Here is a 22,574-nt window from a genome sequence, read left to right as displayed (position 1 = left end):
AACTGAAGACATTTCAGGTCTGCCGGTGATGAGAGTTCCATCTTCAAAGTCTTTTAATTCTGCTTTTTCATATCCTTCTGGAATTTCTACAATTTCTTCATAATCTAATTGTGTGCCTGTAAATATGGTTTGTTTGTCATTAAAACTCATTTTAACATTCTCCTAAATAAAATATTAAAGAGGAATTAGCTATTGTCCTCTTTTAAAAATTTTGACTGGTTTTGAGATACCAGTTTTTCAGCTGACATTTCTTCAGCACTAACTTCTCCAGCTCCTATTAACTCAGCTATTGCACGGTTTGTTGCACGTGTTTTAGCGGTAGACATTATAGTATGGTCTGAAACTTTATCTTTGCCCCTTTCACTTCTGGAGCATAATGCATCAGATTCAACACTACGGCCATTTGGCAATGTTGCTCTAACGCAATAGTAAGCTTCACGCACTCTTCCCATTTTGGTTCTTTCAATGTCACGATCAACAATATGTGTATCAACATTGAATGCACGGGAGAGTTTCTGCCATGCTGATTTTTTCTTAAAGTGTCTTTTCACTTTAACATAGTTTCCATTCTCATCTTTTTCTTTTACAATTATTTCTTGATAATCTGTTTCGTTTAATAAACCTTTACAGAGTTTTTGATATGCATCCCATTGTTCAATAGCCACATCAACATTAGGAACATTATCGGTAGCTATTAACTCAGTTTCTTTGGAAACTTCTGGGCTTTCTATAAGTTCTGCTTTTACCATTTTATCACCTTTTATAATCCTACAGTACTTGTTACAATTCCAATCCAGCCAATTATTATTGCAAATAAAATACTTCCCATCATTATTACTTTGGGATTTAAGTTCATCGGGTCTTCTTTAGGATATAATCGTGCTGGCTTAGACATATGAATCAAATCTCCTGATACAAATTTCAATAATTAAATCCAAGTTAATTATTCTAACCATTCCGCTTTTACTGCGAATTGCTAATCTATTATCCTCCAGGAAACTAAGAGTATCTGATTTAGTAAGTGGAAAATACTGTTCTTCATCTGTAGATACAAAAACAACATAGTAACCTTCCCTAAGATTTTGTTGCATTTCAAGAATTGTTTTTTCCATATTTATCATTCCTCTTGTTTTTCCTAAATCCAACAATAAAAGCTTCTCCCCTTATAAATTTGACTAATGCTGTATCGCCTTCTTTTGCATATTGAATTAAAGACAATAGCTTAGAGTGTATTAGTGTTTGGTATGCTTTTTTTCCACCATCCACTAATATAATCCCATCGTCATCAATATAGAGGATTTCCTGTTCAACATCACCTTTGGCAATTTTGACTTCACCTCTGTGAGTTAGAATACCATGGAAATTATCTTCAAATTGATTAATTGAGGTTGTCATGATTAATCAACCTCAATAATGCAATGTCCTTCAAATGGGCAATAGCTATTCATTCCATTCACCCATTTCATCGAGTTTACTAAAAACTTCTGATACAATTTCCCATGCCTCCTTTGGTACTAAAACATGAGGCACACCATTTACATCTTGTTCTATCATTGTTTGTCGGCTCCGTTAATGTTTTTAAACTTTAGTTCAACAATCTACTGGATTAAAGCTATTGATCCAGTTTCATTATCTTGATTTCGTACAAATCAAAGAATTCCTTTTCATTGCTGATGTTTTCAGTTTCAGAAATTTCAGCAATGGCTTCCTCTAGTGCCTGGAAGTTATTGGAAACAATTACTTCTCGAGGCATTGGTCTTATTTGTCCATACATGGTTTTGATGTCTCCATTTTTTCACACTCTCATCAATCTGAACATATTAATAGAGAGCAATTCTTCGAAAATCTCAAAATCATTTGGGCCAGACAATTTGAAAAATAAAAATAGTATTCGAGTAAATCAGTTTTCCATTCTTTACCGAATATTTAGAATAAGATAATTTGTGGTTTATTTGGTTTAATAATCTTTATATATTCCTTAAAATAAACTAAATATTGGGTTAAGTTTTGGAAAGTATTAATTTTTAACAAAGTTTGTCGGCTCTGTTTAATTATTTTTATTTTTCTAACTGACCCAGGATTATATTAAAAAATTTATAGCTCGTTATTCATTACAAATTTTTTTTATAATCCTTTTTTTATGATCTTATTTTTTCGTTACTTTTCTTGATATTTTACCTCACTAAATTGATTTTTAGGCCTCACCAAAAAAAAGTTGTACGAGAATGAAAAATTGCTTTCACTTCGTAAAATTGCTTTCATTTGGTAATGGCTAATCATAGTTTGTCAAAATGAATATATAAACATTTCTATTAGTTTTTTAATGCTAAATTGTTCATTTTTTTGAGAAAAAAATTTGAAGATAAGGCATGTGTTTTTGCAAAATTCTATAAACAATGAAACATAAAAATGTAAGAAAAATTAGTCAAATGTATAAAATCAAAATGAGGTTTCAACAATGAAAGTTGATGTGGTGATGGTAAAATGAGTATGAAAAATTTATTTACAACAACTTTCTAAAAACACCAAATAATCCAGTACCATTATAGATTGCATCATTAATGCTTTTAATTTGTGTTTCACTTGCATTAGTAAACGCATAATTGATTCCATCCAACGGATGTCTTAATTTTTCAGATGGCTCATCAATGAATGAATAATAATCTAAAAAGTTGGGATTAATCACATAGACATCGTGAGGATAATTTTTAATGCTTTCAATTAAATCCAAATTTAACTCATAATACGGGCTTGATGTTAAAATATAAACATTCTTATCAATTTTAGATTTCAGTAGATTTGTATGATCTAAAGGCAAGCTAATTTTTTCCCCATCAATCAATATATCTTCACAAGATAATTCTTTTCTTATTTTATCGCTTTTGGAATTTTTAAAATACTCATTAAAATCTTTATGGACTACAGTACCGTAAGAACCTTTTAAAAATTTCATATTGTATTTTTTACAATGTGCTAACCAATTTTCACAACTTTCAGGAGATGCACAAAGTCTATCTGGAAAATCTAATTTAATTAATTCTTTTGCATGTTTGCTATTTGCTACGATATAAACCATTTGTATCACCTTTTTAATTTTAAATGATATAGCATTTGACACAGATTAAACCACACCAAATGCTATAACATTAAGTTATATAACATTATGATTGACTTTCAACTTTCTTAAGAATACTATAAAATTCTTTTTTCAATTCTTTCATCTCATCGAGTTCTTTTCTCATGTCACCTACTTCTGATTTCAAGAGTTCATTTTCCTCTTCCATTTTCATATACTCTGGAGATTTGATGGATAACTTTTCAACGTCTTTATTTATTGTAACAGCAGGTAGATGTTTGATGTATTCGTATTTTAAATCTTCTGGGTTAATCATAAAATAAGCCTGGTCAGTTCTACCTTTAGCTTTGCCCTGCAAATCATTTACTTTATCCAAACTCATACCGTCATTGTATAATGAACTTGCATGGAATTTTCTTAACATGTGAGTCCTGAATCGATTATAGCCATTGTCCCCAACCTTACCCAGGTTCAATTCATTATTGATCCTGATGAATCTTGTTTGGATATAATTCTTACTGTACTTAAATAACTTGGAGTCATTAGTAAAATTATCCGGTCTTGATATTAAGTATGAATTGATAGCTATTACAGATTCCGGGCTTGAATAAGTTGTATAATACTTATTAGTCTTTTGTCTCCAAATATCCCAAGTAGGTACAATATCATTTCTTCCACTAATATCATTTATTGCTTCAAAAACATCTTTTTTGTCAGTATAATCTCTGATACTTTTGAGATAATCCCCTACAGTTAAATTAACGGTTTCCTGAACAGCACAACCACTAGAACACATAAAAAGGATTACAGCCTTAATCAATGGACTAGAAATATTTATTGCTTCCCTAATAATTTCTTTATCCGGCAAATCATGAAATTTTAATGGTTGAGACCTTTTAATTGATTTGTGGTTCATTTTAGGGAGAGTGAAAATCTCAATTTCATAGTATTTGTAGATATTTACGATAGGACTAAAGAAGGTTCTAAATGAGTTGTAGGCAAAGTTATCAAGTAAAAATTTCCTATACCCAATTAATCTTCTCCTAACAGAACACAACTTCCATTTTATCCTTTTATTTTCCTCTTCCTCTGCTTCCATGATTAATTCGTATAAAGACATCTCGTTGTAGGTAGTGTACAAATTCACCGCTTTTTTGTACGCTTCACGTGTTGCCTTTGAATGATTGTTCACGCTGTGAATTTCATCCAATAATTGCTCGTCATTCATAATTTCACATCTATATTTTTGTTTTTATAAAAGGTTAGTGAGAGAGCATTTGGTAAGTAATTTTGTCAAATAAATTTTACACCACAAAGCTTTATATATACTATAAAGTATTACTTAGATACCTTTTTATACTATAAAATAAAATATAAAATATGCTAATGCAAATAAAATAAAAGTTCATCTAAGCGTCCTTTAGGTGGATTCACTCTATTAATCACTCCATTTAACTAAAGCCTAAAGGCATGAACTTATTTTATGAAAATACTCTTTTTTAAAAAAAATTTTTTCAAATATGAATTTGCTTATTTTATTTGAAAAAGTATTACTTTACAATGCTTACAATTCCATAAAAATATATGTTTGACACCTAAAAATTATATGATTTAATTCTATATATCAAAAACAATATTGCACTAAAAATCAAATCATGATTTGAAAATCAAATATACAGCGATGAAATTTAATGAAAAAAAGGAATTTCCTAAAAATCAAATTTTTTCCCAAAATGGAGATGTTCAAACCTATGCTTATTTTAATTATAGCTATAATTAAAATATATGATAGCTGAAGTTTCATTAAAATAAAATAACGTTCCTATAATATAAATCAATGGAATGAAAAAATAATACTTTTATTAAAAGCATATGTAGATTAAGCTATAATTTTTTAGAAATTACGTCACAAATTGTTTTTGCGATTTCTCTTTTTGAAGCCAAAGGAACAGATAAAACATTATCATCCACAATCAGGACCTCATTATTGTCTGATCCGAAATGACACTCATTTTTTGAAATATCGTTTGCAATAACCAAATCTGTGCCTGCATCGGCAATTTGTTTTCTTGCACATCCAATAATTTCATCACGGGAAATATTGAATTCGGCTTTAAATCCAACCAAAAAGATATCAGGATTGATCTTTTTAATTTGGCGGATTATTTTTGTAGTAGGCTTCAGATTTAAAAAAAGAGAACTGCTGGAATCGATTTTCTTATCGGATTTTTGTCTGAATTCAAAATCTGAAACTGCAGCAGTGGAAATAAATATATCGTAATCTGAAATTAAACTTAAAACCGCATCATTCATCTCTGAACTGGTTTCAACATGAACAACATCAAAAACAGAGGGAATATCAACACTGACATTAGCTACAACCAATTTTAAATCAGCGCCACGAATGTAGGCTTCCTTTGCAAGTTCAAGGCCCATCTTCCCGGAGGATTTATTTGTAATCCCCCTTACAGAATCGATAGGTTCATAAGTTCCGCCCAAACTTATTAAAACTTTTTTTCCTTTAATAGTATCAATCCTTTTTGTTTAAATTAATAGTTCTCAAAGATTCCAAAACAATATCTTCCTTTGAAGGGAATTTTGCTTTTCCTTCATCCATGCGAGGTTTTATAAAAATAGCTGATTGCTCCTGCTTTATTTTCTCAATGTTGCCTTTGATGGCCTTATACATTGAATCGTGCATTGAAGGAACAAAAATGATTGGAGTGTCATGCCCGTATGCAGTAATCAGAAGAGTGGATATCGGATTATCCGCTATTTTGTATGCAAATTTGGAAATGGTATTTGCAGTAGCGGGTGCAACCAAAATCAAATCCTCCTGAGAGTATTTGACATGCTCAATATCGCCTGTTAATTTGGTCACAACTTCATTGCCTGTTGCAAACTCCATTGAATTCGGATGAATGATTTCACAAGCCGCATCACTCATAAAACATTTTACTTCAACATCGTTTCTTCTAAATTCGCGAGCGAGTTTAATAGCTTCGCTAGCAGCAACACTACCTGTTACACATAAAACAATCATATTAACACCAAAAAAAAGAATTAATTAATTTGTATATTTGACAATACAAAATCGAAAACATACAAATTATCTTCAAAGTCTGAAATAGGAGCGCTATACATTATAACATAAGCCTGACCACCTTTTTCAAACCAGATAGCCTTATGTTCCTTTTCACCGGTACCCTGAGTAGAGGTGTAAACATATTCATACGCTTCCTTATCACCAACAACAACAGAACCGGAAGAGACTAAATTGTAAGAGCTGTCCCTTTTCATTTTGTCATAAGTCTCATTGACAAATGAGCCGAATTCACCTTCAAACGGCTTCTTTTCAATGTTAATGTTAATCTTACCAATGCCCAATCCATCAACAGAATTGATTTTAGAAATTGCCATTACAGAATAATTTGAAGTTGCCTGTGAATCACCCCAATCTGATGGGTATTGTATGGTAATTCCTCCTTTTGACAAGGTCAGTATGCTTATATCCGTATTATTATCGGCACTGGATACCGCAGTAACGGAAACTAAAAATAATAAGACCATAAGAATAATCATGCTTCCTTTAAACACATTAATTTTCATAATATCACCTATAGAACAGATTAATTTCATCCACCAACCGTGGTCTCAATATTACTGCCGCCATTACTACTACTATCATACGAACTGCTTTCTGAACTTTGAGACTGGGAAGAAGATTGATATGAATTTGAATCATATGAATTACTTGACTGACTATACTGGTTATACGAGTTATCCGAAGTTGTCTCCAGATTGCTATTGGAAGTACTATAAGAAGTATAATTATAATAGGTTTTTGTTGTGTTGACTTTTGCAGTTTCTTGAAATTCAGGGAATGCAGTGTCATCTACAACAGCAACTGTCTCTCCTTGAGATATTGATCCAAAATCAAAATTAAAAATACCGTAGGCAGTGCCTGCAGTAAAACCTATTACCAATATTAACAGCAGCAATAATTTGAAAGTACCGCTGTCTATTGAAGAACCTTTATTTTTTTTATAATTTTTATCTGATTTTTTAGGATTAATAATATATTTTTGAACCAAATCTTGTTCTTGTTTTCTTTTATTTTTGGTAGGTCTTTTATTTCTTCTTTTTCTAGTATCTGAAGATGGTTTGCCTTGCATTGACCTAATTCTTTTAGTTGCATCTCTAGCATCTATTGAATTAAGCTTATCTTCATATTTGGATCTGAAATAGCTATACTTTTCGGCAGATATTTTTCCAGACCTGTAATCAGATTCCAAACTGTTCATGATACCAAGAAGTTTATCTCTATCATCTGACATGTTCCTACCTCCCCGAATTTATACATAATAAATTATATATAAACATTAATTTAAAGTTTACCTAACATATTGAGGATAAGAACCTAAAACCTTAAAATAATATGTCTGTTCCTGGACTTCTTTTAAAATATTTTGGATTAATTCCTCGTCCTTGTGTCCATTAAAATCAACGAAGAACAGATATTTACCCAAACCTTTTTTTGAAGGTCTTGATTCAATCTTAGTCAAGTTAATGTTATTTTTTTCAAAAATTCCCAAAATGTTATATAATCCTCCAGGCTTATCCTCATAAATGGAAAATATGATTGATGTTTTGTCATCGCCAGTGAGTTCATGGTCCTCTTTTGAAACAACGACAAATCTTGTTGCGTTATTGTCCACATCCTGAATGTTTGATTCCAGGATTTCCAAACCATACAACTCTACAATCTTGGAATTTCCAATAGCCGCTTTTGATTTATCACCTATAATATCCTTAGCGGCTCTCGCAGTGCTTATCGCATAATGAGGCTGAATATTGTTTTTTCTGACAAAATCCTGGCACTGCGCCAATGCCTGAGCATGGGAATACACGTCTTCAATATCCTCCATTTTACAACCAGGATTTACAATGAAATTCTGATTTATTGGAAGGATGATTTCCTTAAAAATTTTCAAATCGAATTTATGGGCCAGTGAATCTAGCGTAATACCTACAGGTCCCTCAATAGAATTTTCTATTGGAACAACACCTAAAGAACAATCCCCATTAGCTACACTTTCCATAACTGCAGGAATAGTGCAATAAGGAATCAGTTCTTCGCCCAGCATATTTGCCGCTTCATGGGTAAATGTTCCTTTAGGACCTAAAAATGAAATTAGAGTAATTTTTAAACCCCCTTAAAAAAAATAAAAAAAGTAGTATAGTTGAGAAACTATACCAATATTTAAGATTCTAATTTTTCAATTAGTCTTAAAATATCTGTTTGTGTGATGATGCCAATTACTTCTTCACCTTCAACAACAGGCAAACCGTTGTATCCGGTTTCCATCATTATTTCAGACACTTCAGAAATAGACATGTCTTTTGTCACATAAACTGGATTAGTAGACATAATGTCTTCGACTAAAACTTCCTTAATTTGAGATTTTTGATATTTTTCCGGAACTTTTTTCCTAAAGTCAATGAATGCTCTCATCAAATCTTTGGAGGTAATCATTCCAACAAGTTTATCATCATCTAAAACAGGCAATCTTCCAACATTGGATTCCAGCATTACTCTTCTTGCGTGGATAAGTCTTTCAGTTGGAGATACATATTTTACATCTTTTGACATTATTTCCTTTACAGCTATTTTATCAAATGCAATTCCGTTTGCAAGAGTTACAAAATCAGCTTTGGAAACAATACCAACCATCTTATCATCATCCATGACAGGAACTGATCCGATACCGTTTTCCAACATTAATTTTGCTACTTCTTCCAATTGCATTTCCTGTGGAACTGTAAATACATCTTTAACCATTACAGATGAAATATGAAGTCTTGATGCAGGCATACTTTCATATTTTGAAGAACCAAGCTTATTAGCTATGTCCCTTTCGGAAATAATACCCACTAATTCTTTATTATTAGTTACAGGTAAACGGGATACGTTATTTTTACGTAACAATTTTAAAGCATCAGAAAGATTTTGATCTTTGTCTACAGTGATTATATCCTCAGACATCAAATTCTTAATTTGCATATTATCATCTCCTATATTTTATCTGTCTAAAATCTTTTAACTGCGTTTAATATATCTCTTTCAGTAATAATTCCGATTACTTTATCATTTTTAACAACTGGAACTCCACCAATATTCCTTTCTGAGAACAGTTCACATAATTCTCCGATAGTCATATTAGGTTCAACAGTCACCGGATCTTTTACCATAATATCGGAAATAACTGTTTTTAAAACATCAGTTGCCAAATTGGAATTTAAATGATCAAACAATTCTTTTGCATTTAAGAATCTTATTACATCAGTAGAAGTTAAAATACCTAATAATTTTTTAGCTGCTTTGGAGATATCAGCTTCACCGCCCACAACAGGGATTCTTCTTAAACCATTTCTAACCATGATTTTGCATGCACCTTCCAAAGGTGTTCCAGGAGTGGTAGTGAATACTTTAGGACTCATAAAATCCTGTACGGTTTCTTTACCTGCCATGCCTGCAAGGGATAGTGCAATATCTCTTTCAGTTACAATACCTGCGAGTTTTCCATCACCATCAACAAGAGGAATAGCACCTAATTGATTATCTAACATGGTTTCAATGGTTTCTCCAATAGATGCCTTATTAGATAAAGTAATTAAATCACGAGTCATGATTTCTTTAATTGGTTCGTTAATAGCTGCCAAGAAGTTATCTTCGTATTTTTTCTCAATAATGTTGAATTTTTTTCCTCCACCAAAGAAATCTAATATATCCATTACTGTTACAATACCCAATAACTTGCCGGAACCAGGATCTGTGACTGGTAATCTTCTGAATTCATGTTCCATCATTACTTTTGCAGTATCTTTAATAGGTTTTGTAGGAGGAATGGAGATAACATCTCTAGTTGCAATAGCCATTATGTCTCCTTCTTTATCGTGAACTTTTGTTTCACGTTCAACTGCACCTGTGTTTGATTTTCTGTTAATGGATGTTTTATTTTTCATTTACACACCTCAATTTACAATTGCACTTCAAAAATTAAATAAAATCATATTAAAAACAAAATCACTCAATATCCAAAATCTTATGGATTTGAGGAATGGTGGAAACTTCAAAATATTGCCCAACAATCTCGGAAAATTCAAATAATCGAAAATTAAGGTCCTTCCATTCTGATAAAGGACTAGAAGGTTGGATAATTATTTGAAGGTTACTTTTGTTTGTAATATTTGCGGATAATTTTTCAACTACCTCTTTAAATGACTTTATTTTTGTTGAAGGCAATATAACTACTTTACAATATACATTTATAGACTTCGCCATTAATAAATTTAGTGATTTAATCTCATTTATAAAAATACTTTCATCAAATTCGCCGTCAAAATGCTCCGGCAATTTAATATCCAATGAAACCATATCCAAATTGTCAATTAAATCAATATTATCCGGCAAAGTACCATTAGTCTCTAGCATGATTTTTAAATCAAAGTTTTTGCCGACTTCACTAATAAAGTCAGGATATAAACTAGGTTCACCTCCAGTAAATGATATGGTTCTACAATCAGGAGTCAATAAATTATTTATTTCATCAGTAACTTGCTGAGGTGTCATCAACTTGCCTGATTCTTTTGATTTACTATCATTGGTGTCACAATAATTACAGTTTAGATTGCATCCAGCAAATCTAACAAATATTTGGCGCTCACCGATTAATAATCCTTCACCCTGAAAAGATGAAAAGATTTCAATAACTGGTGCCTTCATTATAAATCTTTCCTGTATTCGGCGCCCTGACCGATTCCTTCATTGACGCAGACTGCAACATATTTCAAATTGTCATATGTTTCAGAAAGTTTTCTTGCCAATGTTTCTGCGAAAAATTTTGATAGCTCTTCGGCAGAAGTGTATGGAAGAGGCAAGAATACGCAATCTACTGCAGGAATAGTATATCCTTTACCGTCAATTTTAAAGTAAACTGATTTTTCCTGTTTCAAATCAAAAATAGAGTCTTTTTCTTTATCAAAATCTTTAAAATCAATTAATTTGTTATAAACAGGAATTAACAATCTGTGGTCAAGTTCGTCACAAATCGCTTTAGTATATCCCTTTACATCTTTAAAATCAACTACAAATTCGAATTCACCTGCCCTTTCCCCTTCGATTTCCACATCAACAAAGTAGGAGTGACCATGAATAAATCCGCATGATTCATGACCTGGAATAACATGAGCAGAGGAAAATCTTAAATTAGACTGAATACCATTTACTAAAATTTTCATCCTAACACCTTGGTTTTACTTATATCGTTTTCAATTGTTTTTAGCTCATCAATGAATCTATTTACTGTTTCATTGATTAAATCCAATAAATTATCCTCATCAAATATTTGTTTGTCATCGACTTTAATATCATACAGTCCAATGGTTTCAACATCACTTGGAGTTCCCTTATCTTCAAGGTTAAGTGCAAAATGTATTTTTGCAGAACTTAGTGAAACGCTGGCTATAGAAATGGATAATTTTCTGTTATCAACAAAGATATCGTCGCCTTCTCTTTTAGTTTTAATTCCATATTCTGTTAGAATCTCTCTAAAAATCATTACTAAAAGCCTTTGTCTTAAATAGGCAATCCTCATGTTCGGAGGTTGCTGGTCAAAAAATTCACAAATGAAATTAACCATGTAATTTGATTTGATTTCAAGCCCCACATCTGCAAAATCCTTTAAGTTATCAGGAGTGATATTGACCGGACCAATCCAAGTTACGATTGATGATCCGTAAATTCCAAATTCTTGAAATGCCCATGACGGATTAATTTGACTTCCATCATATTCAAAAATTTCATCAACATGTTTATGAGTAATAATCATGATAAAAACCTAAAATAATTAAATTACCTATTAATATTTAGTTAAAGGTATTAAAAAAAGTATCGTTTGTTCGGCAAAATCAGTTTTTTGATTTTATCTTAAAAATTTGACCATTCGTATTTTCCATAGCTAAAAAAGAAAATTATAGTGAGAAGTAAATCCCACTATTTGACTGTTAAGGTTACTGATTTTGTTGCAGCCTCATATGTTTTATCACCCTTATAACTAATTGTGGCTTTGTATTTAGCCTTTTTCTTCAAATTATTTATTTTGAAGGTGACTTGGCCTTTGGAGTTGGTTTTTCCTGTGTATGTTTTACCATTCACTTTGAGTGTTACTTTTTTAGGGCTTAAATGCATTTTACCGTCCAATCCTTTGATTGTGGATAGAGTAACTGTGTATTTTTTGGTTTTGGTAGCAATTTTGTATGTTTTTTTGCTTGCCTTGATTGTAATAGGCTTTTTGTCCAGATCAACACATACGCATGCAAATGCATTGGTGTAGTTGTCATCACCTGCAAAGTTGAAAGCCATTGTGTATCTTCCAGCCCTAATCATGTTGAGCTTATAAGGCTTGAAGCTGCCGTTTTCATAGGTTGTCCTGTTGTAAATCTTGTTGTTAACCGCAAATTCCATGTATACATTGGATACATGTTTACCGTTAGCATCAAGCAATGTTGTTGCATAATATATTCCCTGTTCGTTAGCAGGACCGTCTACAGCATATCCGTTAATGGTTATTGTGCGGTCAGGAATGTCAAAGTGAGTATCTGTTTTAACAACGACAGGAACGTCCGGAACATTGAATGTCAATGTAAGGTTGGTCGGCAGGATTGTTTCATTTCCAGCGTATTTGATGTCAACCTTTGCACCGTTAACAGCTTTGATTGTAAATGAACCGTCAGCAGCAGTAGTTGTTGTACCTGCAGTGCCATTAACCACATAGCTAATCGGAGCATTTGCAATGACATTACCATTTTCATCCTTCAAGACAATATAAATACTTAAATCATCACCAATAGTTATCTCACAGAATTCAGAGGCAATTGGAATGATAACAGGTTTTTTCTCTACAACAAATGTGGCGAATATAGTGTTGGAATTGAAGTTTTCATCACCAATGTAAGTTTTCATGTTTGAAATTTAATTTATGAAAAACTAAAAAAATTATTATTTTATTCATTAATATGTTTATTATTTAAAATATATAAAAACAATGTTAAAAAAAATATCAATTTCAAATTTAATACCAAAACTTAATCTGAACAGGACAACTTCATCATAACCTAAACTAACCGCCAACATTAGTAAAATTTTAATTAATTAAAAATAAAAATTAAAACTAGGAGTAAAAATTATGAAGCAAGTAAGAACAAGAGACTTTATCTACACAAGCGACGATTTGTATTTCGCATCAACAAATTACATTCACCCTGAAAACAGAGTAATTTCCTTTTTAAGATATGTGCCAGACCCTGAAGGAGACCGTGAAAAAGACGGCAAACGTTATAGAAAAGTAGGATCAGAAGAAGCATACTCATATTTACGTGAAAACTATCCTGATTATCTGTATTTTTCAGAAGTTACCAATGTTGAAATGATGGGAGTCCCATTGGAAAAAGTTGAAAAAATAATAAAACCTGAAGAAAGGCTTTTAGGCCTCAAAAAGACTTTTGATGAAGGAGGAGAAGTTAAAAATCCGGAACTGATTGCAAAATTGATGGACGTTGCTGACTTTTTCCATTTCATGGCAGACATTCCATATGACCATCTGGGAATTTCCGGCTCAATACTGCCCGGCCTTCAAAAAAGTGATGTCAGCGACCTTGATTTCGTCGTATATGGTCTTGACAATCACAGAAGAGCAATCACCGCTTTTAAAGAGCACCGCGGAAAAGAAGTCTACATCGAAGAAGTCGACAAACACATTACCGTTGAAGGAATCACCAACGATTACTGGGATTTCGTATACGATAAAAGAATGTATGACGAAAGCCTGACAAAAGAGGAATTCAGATGGTATGAAAACAGAAAAGCAAACAGAGGAACAATCAACGGAACATTATTCGACATTTTAGCAACCAAAGATTACAATGAAATTGAGGGAACCTGGGGAGATACAGTTTATGAGCCTCAGGGAATAGCTCAAATCGAATGTGATATCGTAAGCGCACTCGGAGCGTTCGACAATCCTTCACTTTATACAATTGAAAACGTTGAAGTCTTGGATGGAGTAGATTTCCCATTGACTGAAGTGGTTTCATTTACACACACCTATGCCGGCGAAGTTATTGACGGCGAGCACGTAATAGCTAAGGGCAAAGTGGAAAAGGTTATTGTCAATGGAGAATTTTCACACTACCGCATAGTCGTTGGAACCACCCGTGAAGCAATTGATGAGTATTTGAAGCTTAAGGAAAGCCCTGCCTAGGACTGCAAAATATTTTTTTTAGAGAGTTTCATACTCTCAAACCTATTTTTTTAAACAAACCGCAAATAAATTACTTGAATATCATTAACATTTCACTATTTTTAAAAAACGAATAATCTTCATTTGACAAAATAACAAATACTAGATTTATTCAAAACTTTTTACTAAAAATAACATGAGTTAAGCAAAATTAAATACAATAATATATAAACATCAAACTCCTAAAATAATAATATTAAAATTAGTGTGGTTATATGACAGAGACAAAAAAATCAGAATGGGATAGTAATCTTGCATTTATGATGGCAATGATTGGTTCTGCTGTTGGTCTCGGAAACATTTGGCGTTTCCCAAATGTTCTGTACTCAAACGGTGGAGGATCATTTATGATTCCCTACATCGTTTCACTATTTCTTTTAGGAATTTCATTTGTTTTAGTGGAATATGCAGTAGGATATAAGTTTAAAAAATCACTTGCAAGAATACTATATTCAGTTAATAAAAAACTAGAACCTATAGCATGGTTCATATTATTAGTTGTATTTTTAATTACAACATACTATGTTTGTGTTGTAGGATGGGACTTGATTTATATATGTTTAAGTTTTACAAAAGCATGGGGAGCGAATCCAGATTTATATTTCACAAATAACGTTCTGCACGCTACAGATTCCATATCAGGAATATTTACAATTGTGCCGACAGTTCTTGTATCAGTATTTGCAATTTGGTTTTTAGCATGGCTCATTATTAAAAGAGACCTGAATGACGGAATCGGTAATGTAAGTAAAACCCTATTGCCGATGCTATGTATTATTGTAGTAATTATTGTTGCATTCTCACTAACATTACCAGGGGCATCAGTCGGATATACCCAGATTTTCACACCGGACTGGTCGGCATTGGGTGATTTGAACGTGTGGCTAGCGGCATTCGGACAAATCGTATTTTCCCTGAGTTTAGGTATGGCAATTGCGATGACATATGCAAGTTACCTGCCGGATGGTGCAAAATTGGTGGACAATGCAGTGATGGTGGCATTTTCAAACTCCGGTTTTGAAGTGTTTAACTCAATTGGAATCTTCTCAATTTTAGGATTCATGACTGTAACAAGCGGAATACCGTTTAATGAACTTGTAACTTCAGGAACTGGACTTGCATTTGTAGTTTTCCCACAGGTATTTAATACAATGGGTCCTGCAGCCCATATAATCGGACCGTTATTCTTCATATGTATTCTTTTTGCAGGAATTACTTCTGTTATTGCACTTCTTGAAGGAGTATGCTATTCAATTTCAGAAAAATTCCTTATTGAGCGTAAAAAGACCGCTACTGTTGTTTGTATTGTTGGTTTTTGTATTTCAACAATTTTCGCAACAGGTGCAGGAAGTACAATACTTGGAATATTTGACGCATTCCTGAATAACTTCGCGTTACTGTTTGCAGTCCTTCTTGAATGCATAATCTTCGGTTGGATTTACAAATTTGATGATTTGATTGAGACATTAAATGCACATTCAAATATTAAAGTTGGAAAAACCTGGAAACTCGTTATCAAATACATTTTGCCTATTTGTATTTTAGGCCTTTGGATTCAGGGAATTTTATCAACCATGAGCGAAGCAAACGGAGTAAGCAAGACCATCATGTTGATATTAAGTATAGTGTTAATAGTAGTTCCAATCATTTTTGCAAAAATGCCTGCAGTCAATAAGAATTACTACGACGTGTGAAATTGACCTTAAATAGCTAAATTATTAGCTATTTACTTTTTTTATTTTATTTAAAAGAATTTACTTTGGTTATAACTTCTTATTTTTTATATGATTAAGTTCTAAGTAATATTACAGAATTTAAGAGGTTATAATATGATAAACATTTCTTCTATTAAAACACACATGTACTGTCCGATGAAACTTTACATCCAAAATCATGTAGATTTAAATAAGAACAGTGATTTTCAACTTGCAATTGAGATTAAAAAGCTTAAGATTGATATTTTAGATTTGATTCAAAAGAATATGCGAAAAATCAAAAAAGATATGGGCATGAACCAAATTGAACATATCCTATCCCAAAATATAGACTCATACATTAAAAGCACCGCAGATGCAATCATATCCATGAATTTAGACCTTGACAATGACCAAATCAATCAAATTATCGATGATGCCTACTTCAACATTAAAATCACCGCTTTAAAAATCAAACAGTCCATGACAATCCTTGACAAAAATGCATTCGAAATAATAGACATGTTTTTCCCAAATTCAATGTATTCCTACTTATTGAAAGACCCTCAACTTGAATTAATTGGAATGTGTGATAAAATAGAAATAATCGACGGCAAATACTATCCTGTTGCCATTAAAAGCTCAACACCTCCAATTAAGGGAGTTTGGGACCAGGATGCAATTGAACTGGTAGCCTACGCAATTCTTCTTGAAGAGGAATTTGAAACAGAAGTGTTTGTGGGATTTGTCGATTATGAAAAGATAGGTGACAGACGCCCTGTCGTGATGGACGTTAATCTTAGAAAAGGGTTATTTGATGTAATGAGAGAAGTTAAAGAGATTACAGACAACAAAAAGCTCCCGGATGTACGGAAAAATCCTAGAAAATGTGGAAATTGTGAATATAATGATATCTGTTTGAAAGATTAAAAATAAGTATTGAATAAGTAAATAATGATTAAAATATCATTATTTACCTATCAGAGAGTTGTAATAACTCACTATATGTCCATAAACATGAAATTTTAAAATTTGATATTGTCTCCAAGCCTTTCAATATTAAAAACGGCAGTATCCGCAATGGCCATTACAGCCAAAACACCCGCCTGAATCGGATCAGTGATAATCAAATCAGCATATTCTGTTACGCTTCCAGGCATGTTGAGTGAAATTACTATCAATTTGCTTTCCTTTTTAACTTTTTTAACGGCTTCAGTAATTTCCCCGCCCATGAGCGAACCCGCAAGCACTACCGCACTGACACGAGGCAATCTTGAAATAGCTTCGATAGCTTCCGCCAGAGATTTTTCACCAACTAATGGAATAGTATCTACACTTATGCGTTCTCCACGTATGTTATGCCTATCCGCTTCGGTTATTGCACCGGTAGCCACTTGAGACACCTGTGCTCCGCCACCAATGATAATTATACGTTTTCCCCATATATCAAGTTGGGAACCGTGAAGTTCAACAGATTTTACTTCTTCAATATTTTTCAAATCTGAGACCAGCTCGTCTATGTCTTCAACATGTTCCAGTTCCAGATTTATAGAACCCATGTTGTTCTTTTCAACGAAAAGATGAACATAACTAATATTAGCACCATGGTCGGTGATAACATCAGTAATGTCATATAATACACCTTTTTTCTCATCAGATTTAATCGTTAATGTATAATCATTCATTTTGTGGCCTGATTTTATCTAAATCTGCATGTGCCCTTTTCCACATGCTTAAAAAATTATCATCTTTAGTTACAGGAATAACTTCAAGACCCAAATCTCTATGCTCAGCAATCCATTCTTCATGAAATACTGGAATTTCTATTTTGATTGGCTCAGAGGTTTTGTTTACAACTATTAAGTTTCTGTAAGGAAAATCCCATTCTACAATGTATCCTCCAAGACTTACCATATGATACGGCCTCATAACAAATTTCATCAAATCACCTCATAACAATCCAACTACAACAGCCAATACTCCAAGCAATGTTGTTCCAAGTATTGTAGGCAACAGTTGCCTGTTTGTGAATACTGGGCTGAATGCTGAGAAAATTCCCATCATAAATACAAATATCAACGCAACAACGATGTTGATTAAAAAGCCCCAGGAGGTAATTACCGGCGGGATACCCAGGAACAGTACTGAGAACAGCACGCCAAGCACCATCATGAAAAATCCTCTAGTCAAATAGACAATGGCTCTGTATTTAGCCGCATATTCCATATATGGTCCTTCAATAACATCTGATTTTGCCTTAATAATTGAAAATGGATATTCGTTCAATATAATCATGTATCCTATAAAGAATACAATCGCTGCAATTGCTCCGGATACTGTAAATAAGATTGGTCCGTGTGCCTGTTGATATGCAACAATATCAGGTAGGAAAATGCTTCTTGCTTGGGTTATTGGTGCAAATAAAGCCAAATACAATGGGAATGAACCATAAGTAATCATTCTTAAGGATCTTCTGGAACTTATATCTTCAACAAAAGATCTTGTCACATTATTGTGTACCGCACCTTTAATCTGGTCTGGGAAAGGCATCCTAACAGACATTACAGATTTTGATAATGCTCCCATCAACACATAACATATTTCCTCAACTTTTAAAAGCCCTACGATTGCAACCAAGCTTGAAAGTGCAGGAATTGCAAAAGCCTGAGGAGTTAAAGCAATAAGCAAACATGTTACAACAATAAAACACAGAATTGGCAATATTTTATACAATCCAGGAACCGGAGATTCCACTTTAACATTTTCCTTAAACATGAATTTGATTGGAGCCATTATTCCAGGAGCAATAACAATCGGCCCGATTCTTTGCTGAATCCTTGCATGAATGTATTTCCTTTCAATTCCCGGCAATAATGTTGAAATTATAAAACAGACAATTACTGTTATTGCAGCTATAATAATTGAGTTAATCATAACATTTGAAAACATAATCTATCTCCTGATAATTTCAATTGCCCTGTCCGTACATGTAAAACAAGGGTCACATTGTACGATACAAAGCTGCGCATCTGTAAGTTGCTCTCCAATGCAGGCATATTGCATTGCTCCAATATTAGCCATTGATGGAGTTCTTATAATACAGTGCCTTACTCTTCCGCCTTCAAGTGCATAAGAATGATACAGAGTTCCTCTTGGAACTTCCATGTAACTTTCATTAATGTCAGTGTCAAACATCTCCCAGTCTCGGGTAACCACTTTACCTTCAGGGATATTTGCAATAGCCTGACGGATGATTTTAATTGATTCAAATGATTCGAGAGCCCTCATAACCAAGTTTGATCTAACATCCCCGTCGGGCTGTGTGATTACATTAAAATCAAAGTTATCGTATTCGAACATGGTTGTTCTTAAATCCCTTGCAACACCTGTTGCCCTGAGAGTTGGTCCGGTTACCGCCAGTTCAATGGCCTGTTTTTGTGGTAGTGCGCCTACTCCTGTAATCCTTGACTGAACTACAGAATCTGCTAAAAATCTTTCCACAAATCCGGTAAGGCCCTCTTCGACTGCGTCCATATCATTTTTAAGTCTTAACAATTTAGCTTCGTCGACATCACATCTTGGCCTTACTCCTCCTAAAACAGAGCATCCATACTGTACCCTGTTACCGCCAATCATTGCAAGCAGTTCCATTACGATTTCCCTTAAGTAGAACACCCTCATTGAAAATGTTTCATGAGACAATACTTCACAACCATGTGCTAAATACAAGAAGTGTGAATGCAAACGTTCAAGTTCACCCATTATTACACGAATGTACATAGCTCTCTCTGGAATTTCGATACCTAAACCGATTTCAGCGGTTCTGCATGAATTCCATATATGTGAATTGGAACAGATTCCACAAATCTTTTCTGTAAGAGCATTTGCCTTTTCAACAGGAAGACCTTCCATGATTCTTTCGATACCCCTATGATTTACACCAATAGTGATTTCCGCTTCCTGGACGATCTCATCTTCAACAAAGAATCTTACCCTATATGGTTCCAATGCAGCAGGGTGAACTGTACCCATTGGAATTTCAGTTTCTATAATATTACTTCTTGGTACTTTTTCATCCATTTAATCCCCTCTTTAATCCGCATCCAATAATATAGGTAACAGTGATACAACTCCAGCCAAGACATCTTGAGGCCTTACGGCACATCCCGGAACTTTTGCATCTACTGGTATAATATTTTCAACTGGTCCTTCAATTTCCTCTGATGGAATATCACCATAACAGTTTTTATATACTCCACCCATTAAAGCACAACTTCCTGCAGCTACAACCAATTTAGGATTAGGAATAGCTTTATATATTTCCTCTAATGGTTTTCTGTTTAAATGTGTTACAGGCCCTGTGACTACCAATACATCGGCTTCACGAGGATTCCAAGTTAAGAACACATTATATTGTTCAGCGTCAAACCGTGGTGATAATATTGAGTTTACAATTTCAATATCGCATCCGTTACATCCGCCGGTATAAACCAACATGACGTGTATTGCTCTTGCTCTTGAAAATGATTTGAGACCCATCTAATCACCTTCCTCATTATTCTTCAATACAGTTGTATCTGACAAGTACTGTGCTATAAATTTAAGTTTATCATCTGAAATTTTAAATGGTTGTTCGATGAATTCAGCCACATCAACTTCCTGGTCTCCAACACAGGAAGGATGTATTGTTCCTTTTTCACCGTAAAGTGAATATATAGGACAGAAATCATGACAATAATAACATACAACACATTTTTCAAGATTAATTTCAGGTACTTCAGTTTTTGTCCATCCTTCAGTTATTTTAACAGGACTTGCCAAACTTTTCATCTCCACTGCACCTGTCGGACAGACATTGGCGCATCCTCCGCATCCGATACAGGCCTTTTCATCAACCCTATCGTCAACCTCTACTGAAAGTGTTGAGATTTGCCTTCTCAGTTCCATGTCTGTAACCCTATCGGCTGCAAAAAAGATTCTTTTAAAGTTAGTAAAAGCTCCTTCAAAAGCTATTCTAAGTAAGTTCCTCATTTAAATACCCTCTATTGAATCTTTAAAATTTCTCTCGAATAAAAATGCCCTTGCAGGACATGCATTTTTACATGCTCCACAGTATGTACATTTTTCTTCGTTTACTACAAAGTTACCATCAATTTCATCAATTGCATCATATGAACAGGTTTTATGACATAATCCACAATGCATACATAATTTTTGTTCAATGAAATTAAATCCATCCTTAATCTCATTTTTATACATTGTAGTTTTTGGTATTGCATCAACCGGACAGTGAACGGCACAATTTTCACATAAAATACATTTGTCAAGGTCAACTGATATTGAACCCCTATGCAATGTGATTGCACCTTCCTGACATACCTCAGTACATATTCCACATGAAATACAATCATCAGTTACTTTACCGTCCCAGCTGGCTGTCATAAATTGGCGGGCGCCAACCTCATCACAGACCTGAACACACTTGCCGCAGCTTACACAGAATCCAGCCAGAGTTGAAAGCTCCACCTCATCGAATTCGTCATAGATAAACATTTCATCATCTTCACGCAATGTGTGAATCGGACAAGCTTCAATGGCTTTTTCGTGATTTCTGTTTTCTGTATCACTTGTTGGATCATATCTGAGTTTGCCATCGACGTTTTTAAGTGATTCGTTTTCACATAAATCGGCGCATAATCCGCAGTTGAGACAGGAAATGATTTTACCTGCCGGCTTTTGATTGATTTTGTTAACAATGATTTCAAAGTCCTCTACGGAAATCGCATTGTTAGGACATGATTTCATACAATTTAAACAGAGCGTACAGCTGGATTTGCTGACAATTTGATGTTTGTTCATAGATCCGTTAGGACAAACGTCACTACATAATCTGCATTCACTGCAGATTCCTTCATCCCTGTCAATTTTTACGCGAATTGCACCTGTTGGGCAATACTGACTGCACCTTCCACATAAAATACACTTTTCAGTGTCAGTTCCAAAGCAAGTTCTTGTAACCAGCTTGGTTTCACTTTCTTTTTTGGAAGGAACATTATCCAATGGAGGATTCAGAATATCAAATGCCCTTATTAAATTGAGTTGTTTTGATTTTTCAAATTCCCATCCGTCCACACGGTTCGCACAGACTTCAGAGCAAACTCCACAGCGTGAGCAAATTCCATATACAATTCCATCTTCAATAGTGATATTGTTTGTAGGACAATTGTACATGCACATTCCGCAGCCGTTACATTTGGCCCTGTCCACAACATATCCTCCGTAGCTATTTTCAAATATCGCTCCGTTCGGACAGTTTTTATAGCATATTCCACAGGTAAGGCAACTAAAAGCTTTACCATTAATGAATCTGATAGCTTTTGTAGGGCACTGTTTAATACAATCTCTTTTTCCTTCACATGTATTAGTTGTTAAAAACATATTAAC

The 22,574-nt window shown here is 33.7% G+C and carries 28 protein-coding genes; 3 read left to right on the top strand and 25 right to left on the bottom strand.

The genetic code is table 11. From position 1 onward, the window contains the following. Positions 1-185: 185 nt before the first annotated feature. From QZU83_RS03485 to QZU83_RS03400, 18 genes are all read right to left on the bottom strand, one after another. On the bottom strand, positions 186-749 hold the full coding sequence (locus QZU83_RS03485; protein WP_295609693.1) for a hypothetical protein: 564 nt from the start codon (positions 747-749) through the stop codon (positions 186-188). Between the two features lie 11 nt (positions 750-760). Continuing rightward, entirely contained in the window at positions 761-895 is a 135-nt protein-coding gene (locus tag QZU83_RS03480) for a hypothetical protein (protein ID WP_295609691.1), read from the bottom strand. Beyond that, positions 888-1,091 carry a hypothetical protein gene (locus QZU83_RS03475; RefSeq protein WP_295609689.1) on the bottom strand — a complete coding sequence of 68 codons (204 nt, stop codon included), beginning with the start codon at positions 1,089-1,091 and terminating at the stop codon, positions 888-890. Before QZU83_RS03475 ends, QZU83_RS03480 begins: the two co-directional genes overlap by 8 nt. Before the next feature lies 1 nt (position 1,092). Beyond that, entirely contained in the window at positions 1,093-1,395 is a 303-nt protein-coding gene (locus QZU83_RS03470) for a hypothetical protein (protein WP_295609688.1), read from the bottom strand. A gap of 217 nt (positions 1,396-1,612) precedes the next feature. Further along, the gene (locus QZU83_RS03465) at positions 1,613-1,774 is read right to left on the bottom strand and encodes a hypothetical protein (protein ID WP_295609686.1); all 162 of its coding nucleotides are present in this window, start codon (positions 1,772-1,774) and stop codon (positions 1,613-1,615) included. 729 nt (positions 1,775-2,503) lie between these two features. Then, the gene (locus QZU83_RS03460) at positions 2,504-3,076 is read right to left on the bottom strand and encodes a hypothetical protein (protein WP_295609685.1); all 573 of its coding nucleotides are present in this window, start codon (positions 3,074-3,076) and stop codon (positions 2,504-2,506) included. An 85-nt stretch (positions 3,077-3,161) separates the two neighbouring features. Further along, entirely contained in the window at positions 3,162-4,304 is a 1,143-nt protein-coding gene (locus QZU83_RS03455; protein ID WP_295609683.1) for a site-specific integrase, read from the bottom strand. Between the two features lie 656 nt (positions 4,305-4,960). Next, entirely contained in the window at positions 4,961-5,575 is a 615-nt protein-coding gene (locus QZU83_RS03450; RefSeq protein ID WP_295609681.1) for a phosphopantothenoylcysteine decarboxylase, read from the bottom strand. Between the two features lie 31 nt (positions 5,576-5,606). Then, positions 5,607-6,119, bottom strand: a complete 513-nt coding sequence (locus tag QZU83_RS03445; RefSeq protein WP_295609680.1) for a flavoprotein — start codon at positions 6,117-6,119, stop codon at positions 5,607-5,609. A gap of 20 nt (positions 6,120-6,139) precedes the next feature. Next, on the bottom strand, positions 6,140-6,685 hold the full coding sequence (locus tag QZU83_RS03440) for a PsbP-related protein (protein ID WP_295609678.1): 546 nt from the start codon (positions 6,683-6,685) through the stop codon (positions 6,140-6,142). Positions 6,686-6,711: 26 nt separating this feature from the next. Beyond that, on the bottom strand, positions 6,712-7,413 hold the full coding sequence (locus QZU83_RS03435; RefSeq protein WP_295609677.1) for an endoglucanase: 702 nt from the start codon (positions 7,411-7,413) through the stop codon (positions 6,712-6,714). A 57-nt stretch (positions 7,414-7,470) separates the two neighbouring features. Further along, positions 7,471-8,280 carry a prephenate dehydratase gene (gene pheA, locus QZU83_RS03430; protein ID WP_295609696.1) on the bottom strand — a complete coding sequence of 270 codons (810 nt, stop codon included), beginning with the start codon at positions 8,278-8,280 and terminating at the stop codon, positions 7,471-7,473. Between the two features lie 59 nt (positions 8,281-8,339). After that, positions 8,340-9,140 carry a CBS domain-containing protein gene (locus tag QZU83_RS03425; protein WP_295609676.1) on the bottom strand — a complete coding sequence of 267 codons (801 nt, stop codon included), beginning with the start codon at positions 9,138-9,140 and terminating at the stop codon, positions 8,340-8,342. Positions 9,141-9,166: 26 nt separating this feature from the next. After that, entirely contained in the window at positions 9,167-10,102 is a 936-nt protein-coding gene (locus QZU83_RS03420; protein WP_295609674.1) for a CBS domain-containing protein, read from the bottom strand. A gap of 61 nt (positions 10,103-10,163) precedes the next feature. Next, complete coding sequence (locus tag QZU83_RS03415) at positions 10,164-10,862, bottom strand: 7-carboxy-7-deazaguanine synthase QueE (protein WP_295609673.1); 699 nt, start codon at positions 10,860-10,862, stop codon at positions 10,164-10,166. Further along, entirely contained in the window at positions 10,862-11,377 is a 516-nt protein-coding gene (locus QZU83_RS03410) for a 6-pyruvoyl tetrahydropterin synthase family protein (RefSeq protein WP_295609671.1), read from the bottom strand. The genes QZU83_RS03415 and QZU83_RS03410 overlap by 1 nt, the downstream gene beginning before the upstream one ends. After that, positions 11,374-11,967, bottom strand: a complete 594-nt coding sequence (locus QZU83_RS03405) for a DUF366 family protein (protein WP_295609669.1) — start codon at positions 11,965-11,967, stop codon at positions 11,374-11,376. The genes QZU83_RS03410 and QZU83_RS03405 overlap by 4 nt, the downstream gene beginning before the upstream one ends. A 164-nt stretch (positions 11,968-12,131) precedes the next feature. Next, positions 12,132-13,100, bottom strand: a complete 969-nt coding sequence (locus QZU83_RS03400; RefSeq protein ID WP_295609667.1) for a hypothetical protein — start codon at positions 13,098-13,100, stop codon at positions 12,132-12,134. Between the two features lie 223 nt (positions 13,101-13,323). On the opposite strand from QZU83_RS03400, the gene QZU83_RS03395 reads away from it, so the two are divergent. The 3 genes from QZU83_RS03395 (at position 13,324) to cas4 (ending at position 17,060) form a co-directional block, all read left to right on the top strand. Continuing rightward, complete coding sequence (locus tag QZU83_RS03395) at positions 13,324-14,397, top strand: DNA polymerase subunit beta (RefSeq protein WP_295609666.1); 1,074 nt, start codon at positions 13,324-13,326, stop codon at positions 14,395-14,397. 254 nt (positions 14,398-14,651) lie between these two features. After that, the gene (locus QZU83_RS03390; protein WP_295609664.1) at positions 14,652-16,130 is read left to right on the top strand and encodes a sodium-dependent transporter; all 1,479 of its coding nucleotides are present in this window, start codon (positions 14,652-14,654) and stop codon (positions 16,128-16,130) included. Positions 16,131-16,265: 135 nt separating this feature from the next. Further along, on the top strand, positions 16,266-17,060 hold the full coding sequence (cas4, locus tag QZU83_RS03385) for a CRISPR-associated protein Cas4 (RefSeq protein ID WP_295609663.1): 795 nt from the start codon (positions 16,266-16,268) through the stop codon (positions 17,058-17,060). A 95-nt stretch (positions 17,061-17,155) separates the two neighbouring features. Here cas4 and QZU83_RS03380 read toward each other — a convergent pair whose 3' ends face one another. From QZU83_RS03380 to QZU83_RS03350, 7 genes are read right to left on the bottom strand one after another with little or no spacing between them, the layout of a single operon-like run. Beyond that, on the bottom strand, positions 17,156-17,815 hold the full coding sequence (locus QZU83_RS03380) for a DUF5612 domain-containing protein (RefSeq protein WP_295609661.1): 660 nt from the start codon (positions 17,813-17,815) through the stop codon (positions 17,156-17,158). Next, a complete protein-coding gene (locus QZU83_RS03375; protein WP_295609659.1) occupies positions 17,808-18,071 on the bottom strand; it encodes an energy-converting hydrogenase B subunit P in 264 nt (87 codons plus the stop codon). The genes QZU83_RS03380 and QZU83_RS03375 overlap by 8 nt, the downstream gene beginning before the upstream one ends. A gap of 9 nt (positions 18,072-18,080) precedes the next feature. Further along, positions 18,081-19,079 carry a respiratory chain complex I subunit 1 family protein gene (locus QZU83_RS03370; protein ID WP_295609658.1) on the bottom strand — a complete coding sequence of 333 codons (999 nt, stop codon included), beginning with the start codon at positions 19,077-19,079 and terminating at the stop codon, positions 18,081-18,083. A gap of 3 nt (positions 19,080-19,082) precedes the next feature. Then, positions 19,083-20,210, bottom strand: coding sequence for a nickel-dependent hydrogenase large subunit (locus tag QZU83_RS03365; protein WP_295609656.1), 1,128 nt, complete (start codon positions 20,208-20,210; stop codon positions 19,083-19,085). A gap of 12 nt (positions 20,211-20,222) precedes the next feature. Continuing rightward, the gene (locus QZU83_RS03360) at positions 20,223-20,669 is read right to left on the bottom strand and encodes an NADH-quinone oxidoreductase subunit B family protein (protein WP_295609654.1); all 447 of its coding nucleotides are present in this window, start codon (positions 20,667-20,669) and stop codon (positions 20,223-20,225) included. Then, entirely contained in the window at positions 20,670-21,161 is a 492-nt protein-coding gene (locus QZU83_RS03355) for a 4Fe-4S binding protein (protein ID WP_295609653.1), read from the bottom strand. After that, positions 21,162-22,568 carry a 4Fe-4S binding protein gene (locus QZU83_RS03350; protein ID WP_295609651.1) on the bottom strand — a complete coding sequence of 469 codons (1,407 nt, stop codon included), beginning with the start codon at positions 22,566-22,568 and terminating at the stop codon, positions 21,162-21,164. Positions 22,569-22,574 lie beyond the last annotated feature (6 nt).

The sequence above is a fragment of the uncultured Methanobrevibacter sp. genome, from assembly GCF_902771435.1.
Lineage (GTDB): Archaea > Methanobacteriota > Methanobacteria > Methanobacteriales > Methanobacteriaceae > Methanocatella.
This window is presented reverse-complemented; position numbering and strand designations above follow the sequence as displayed.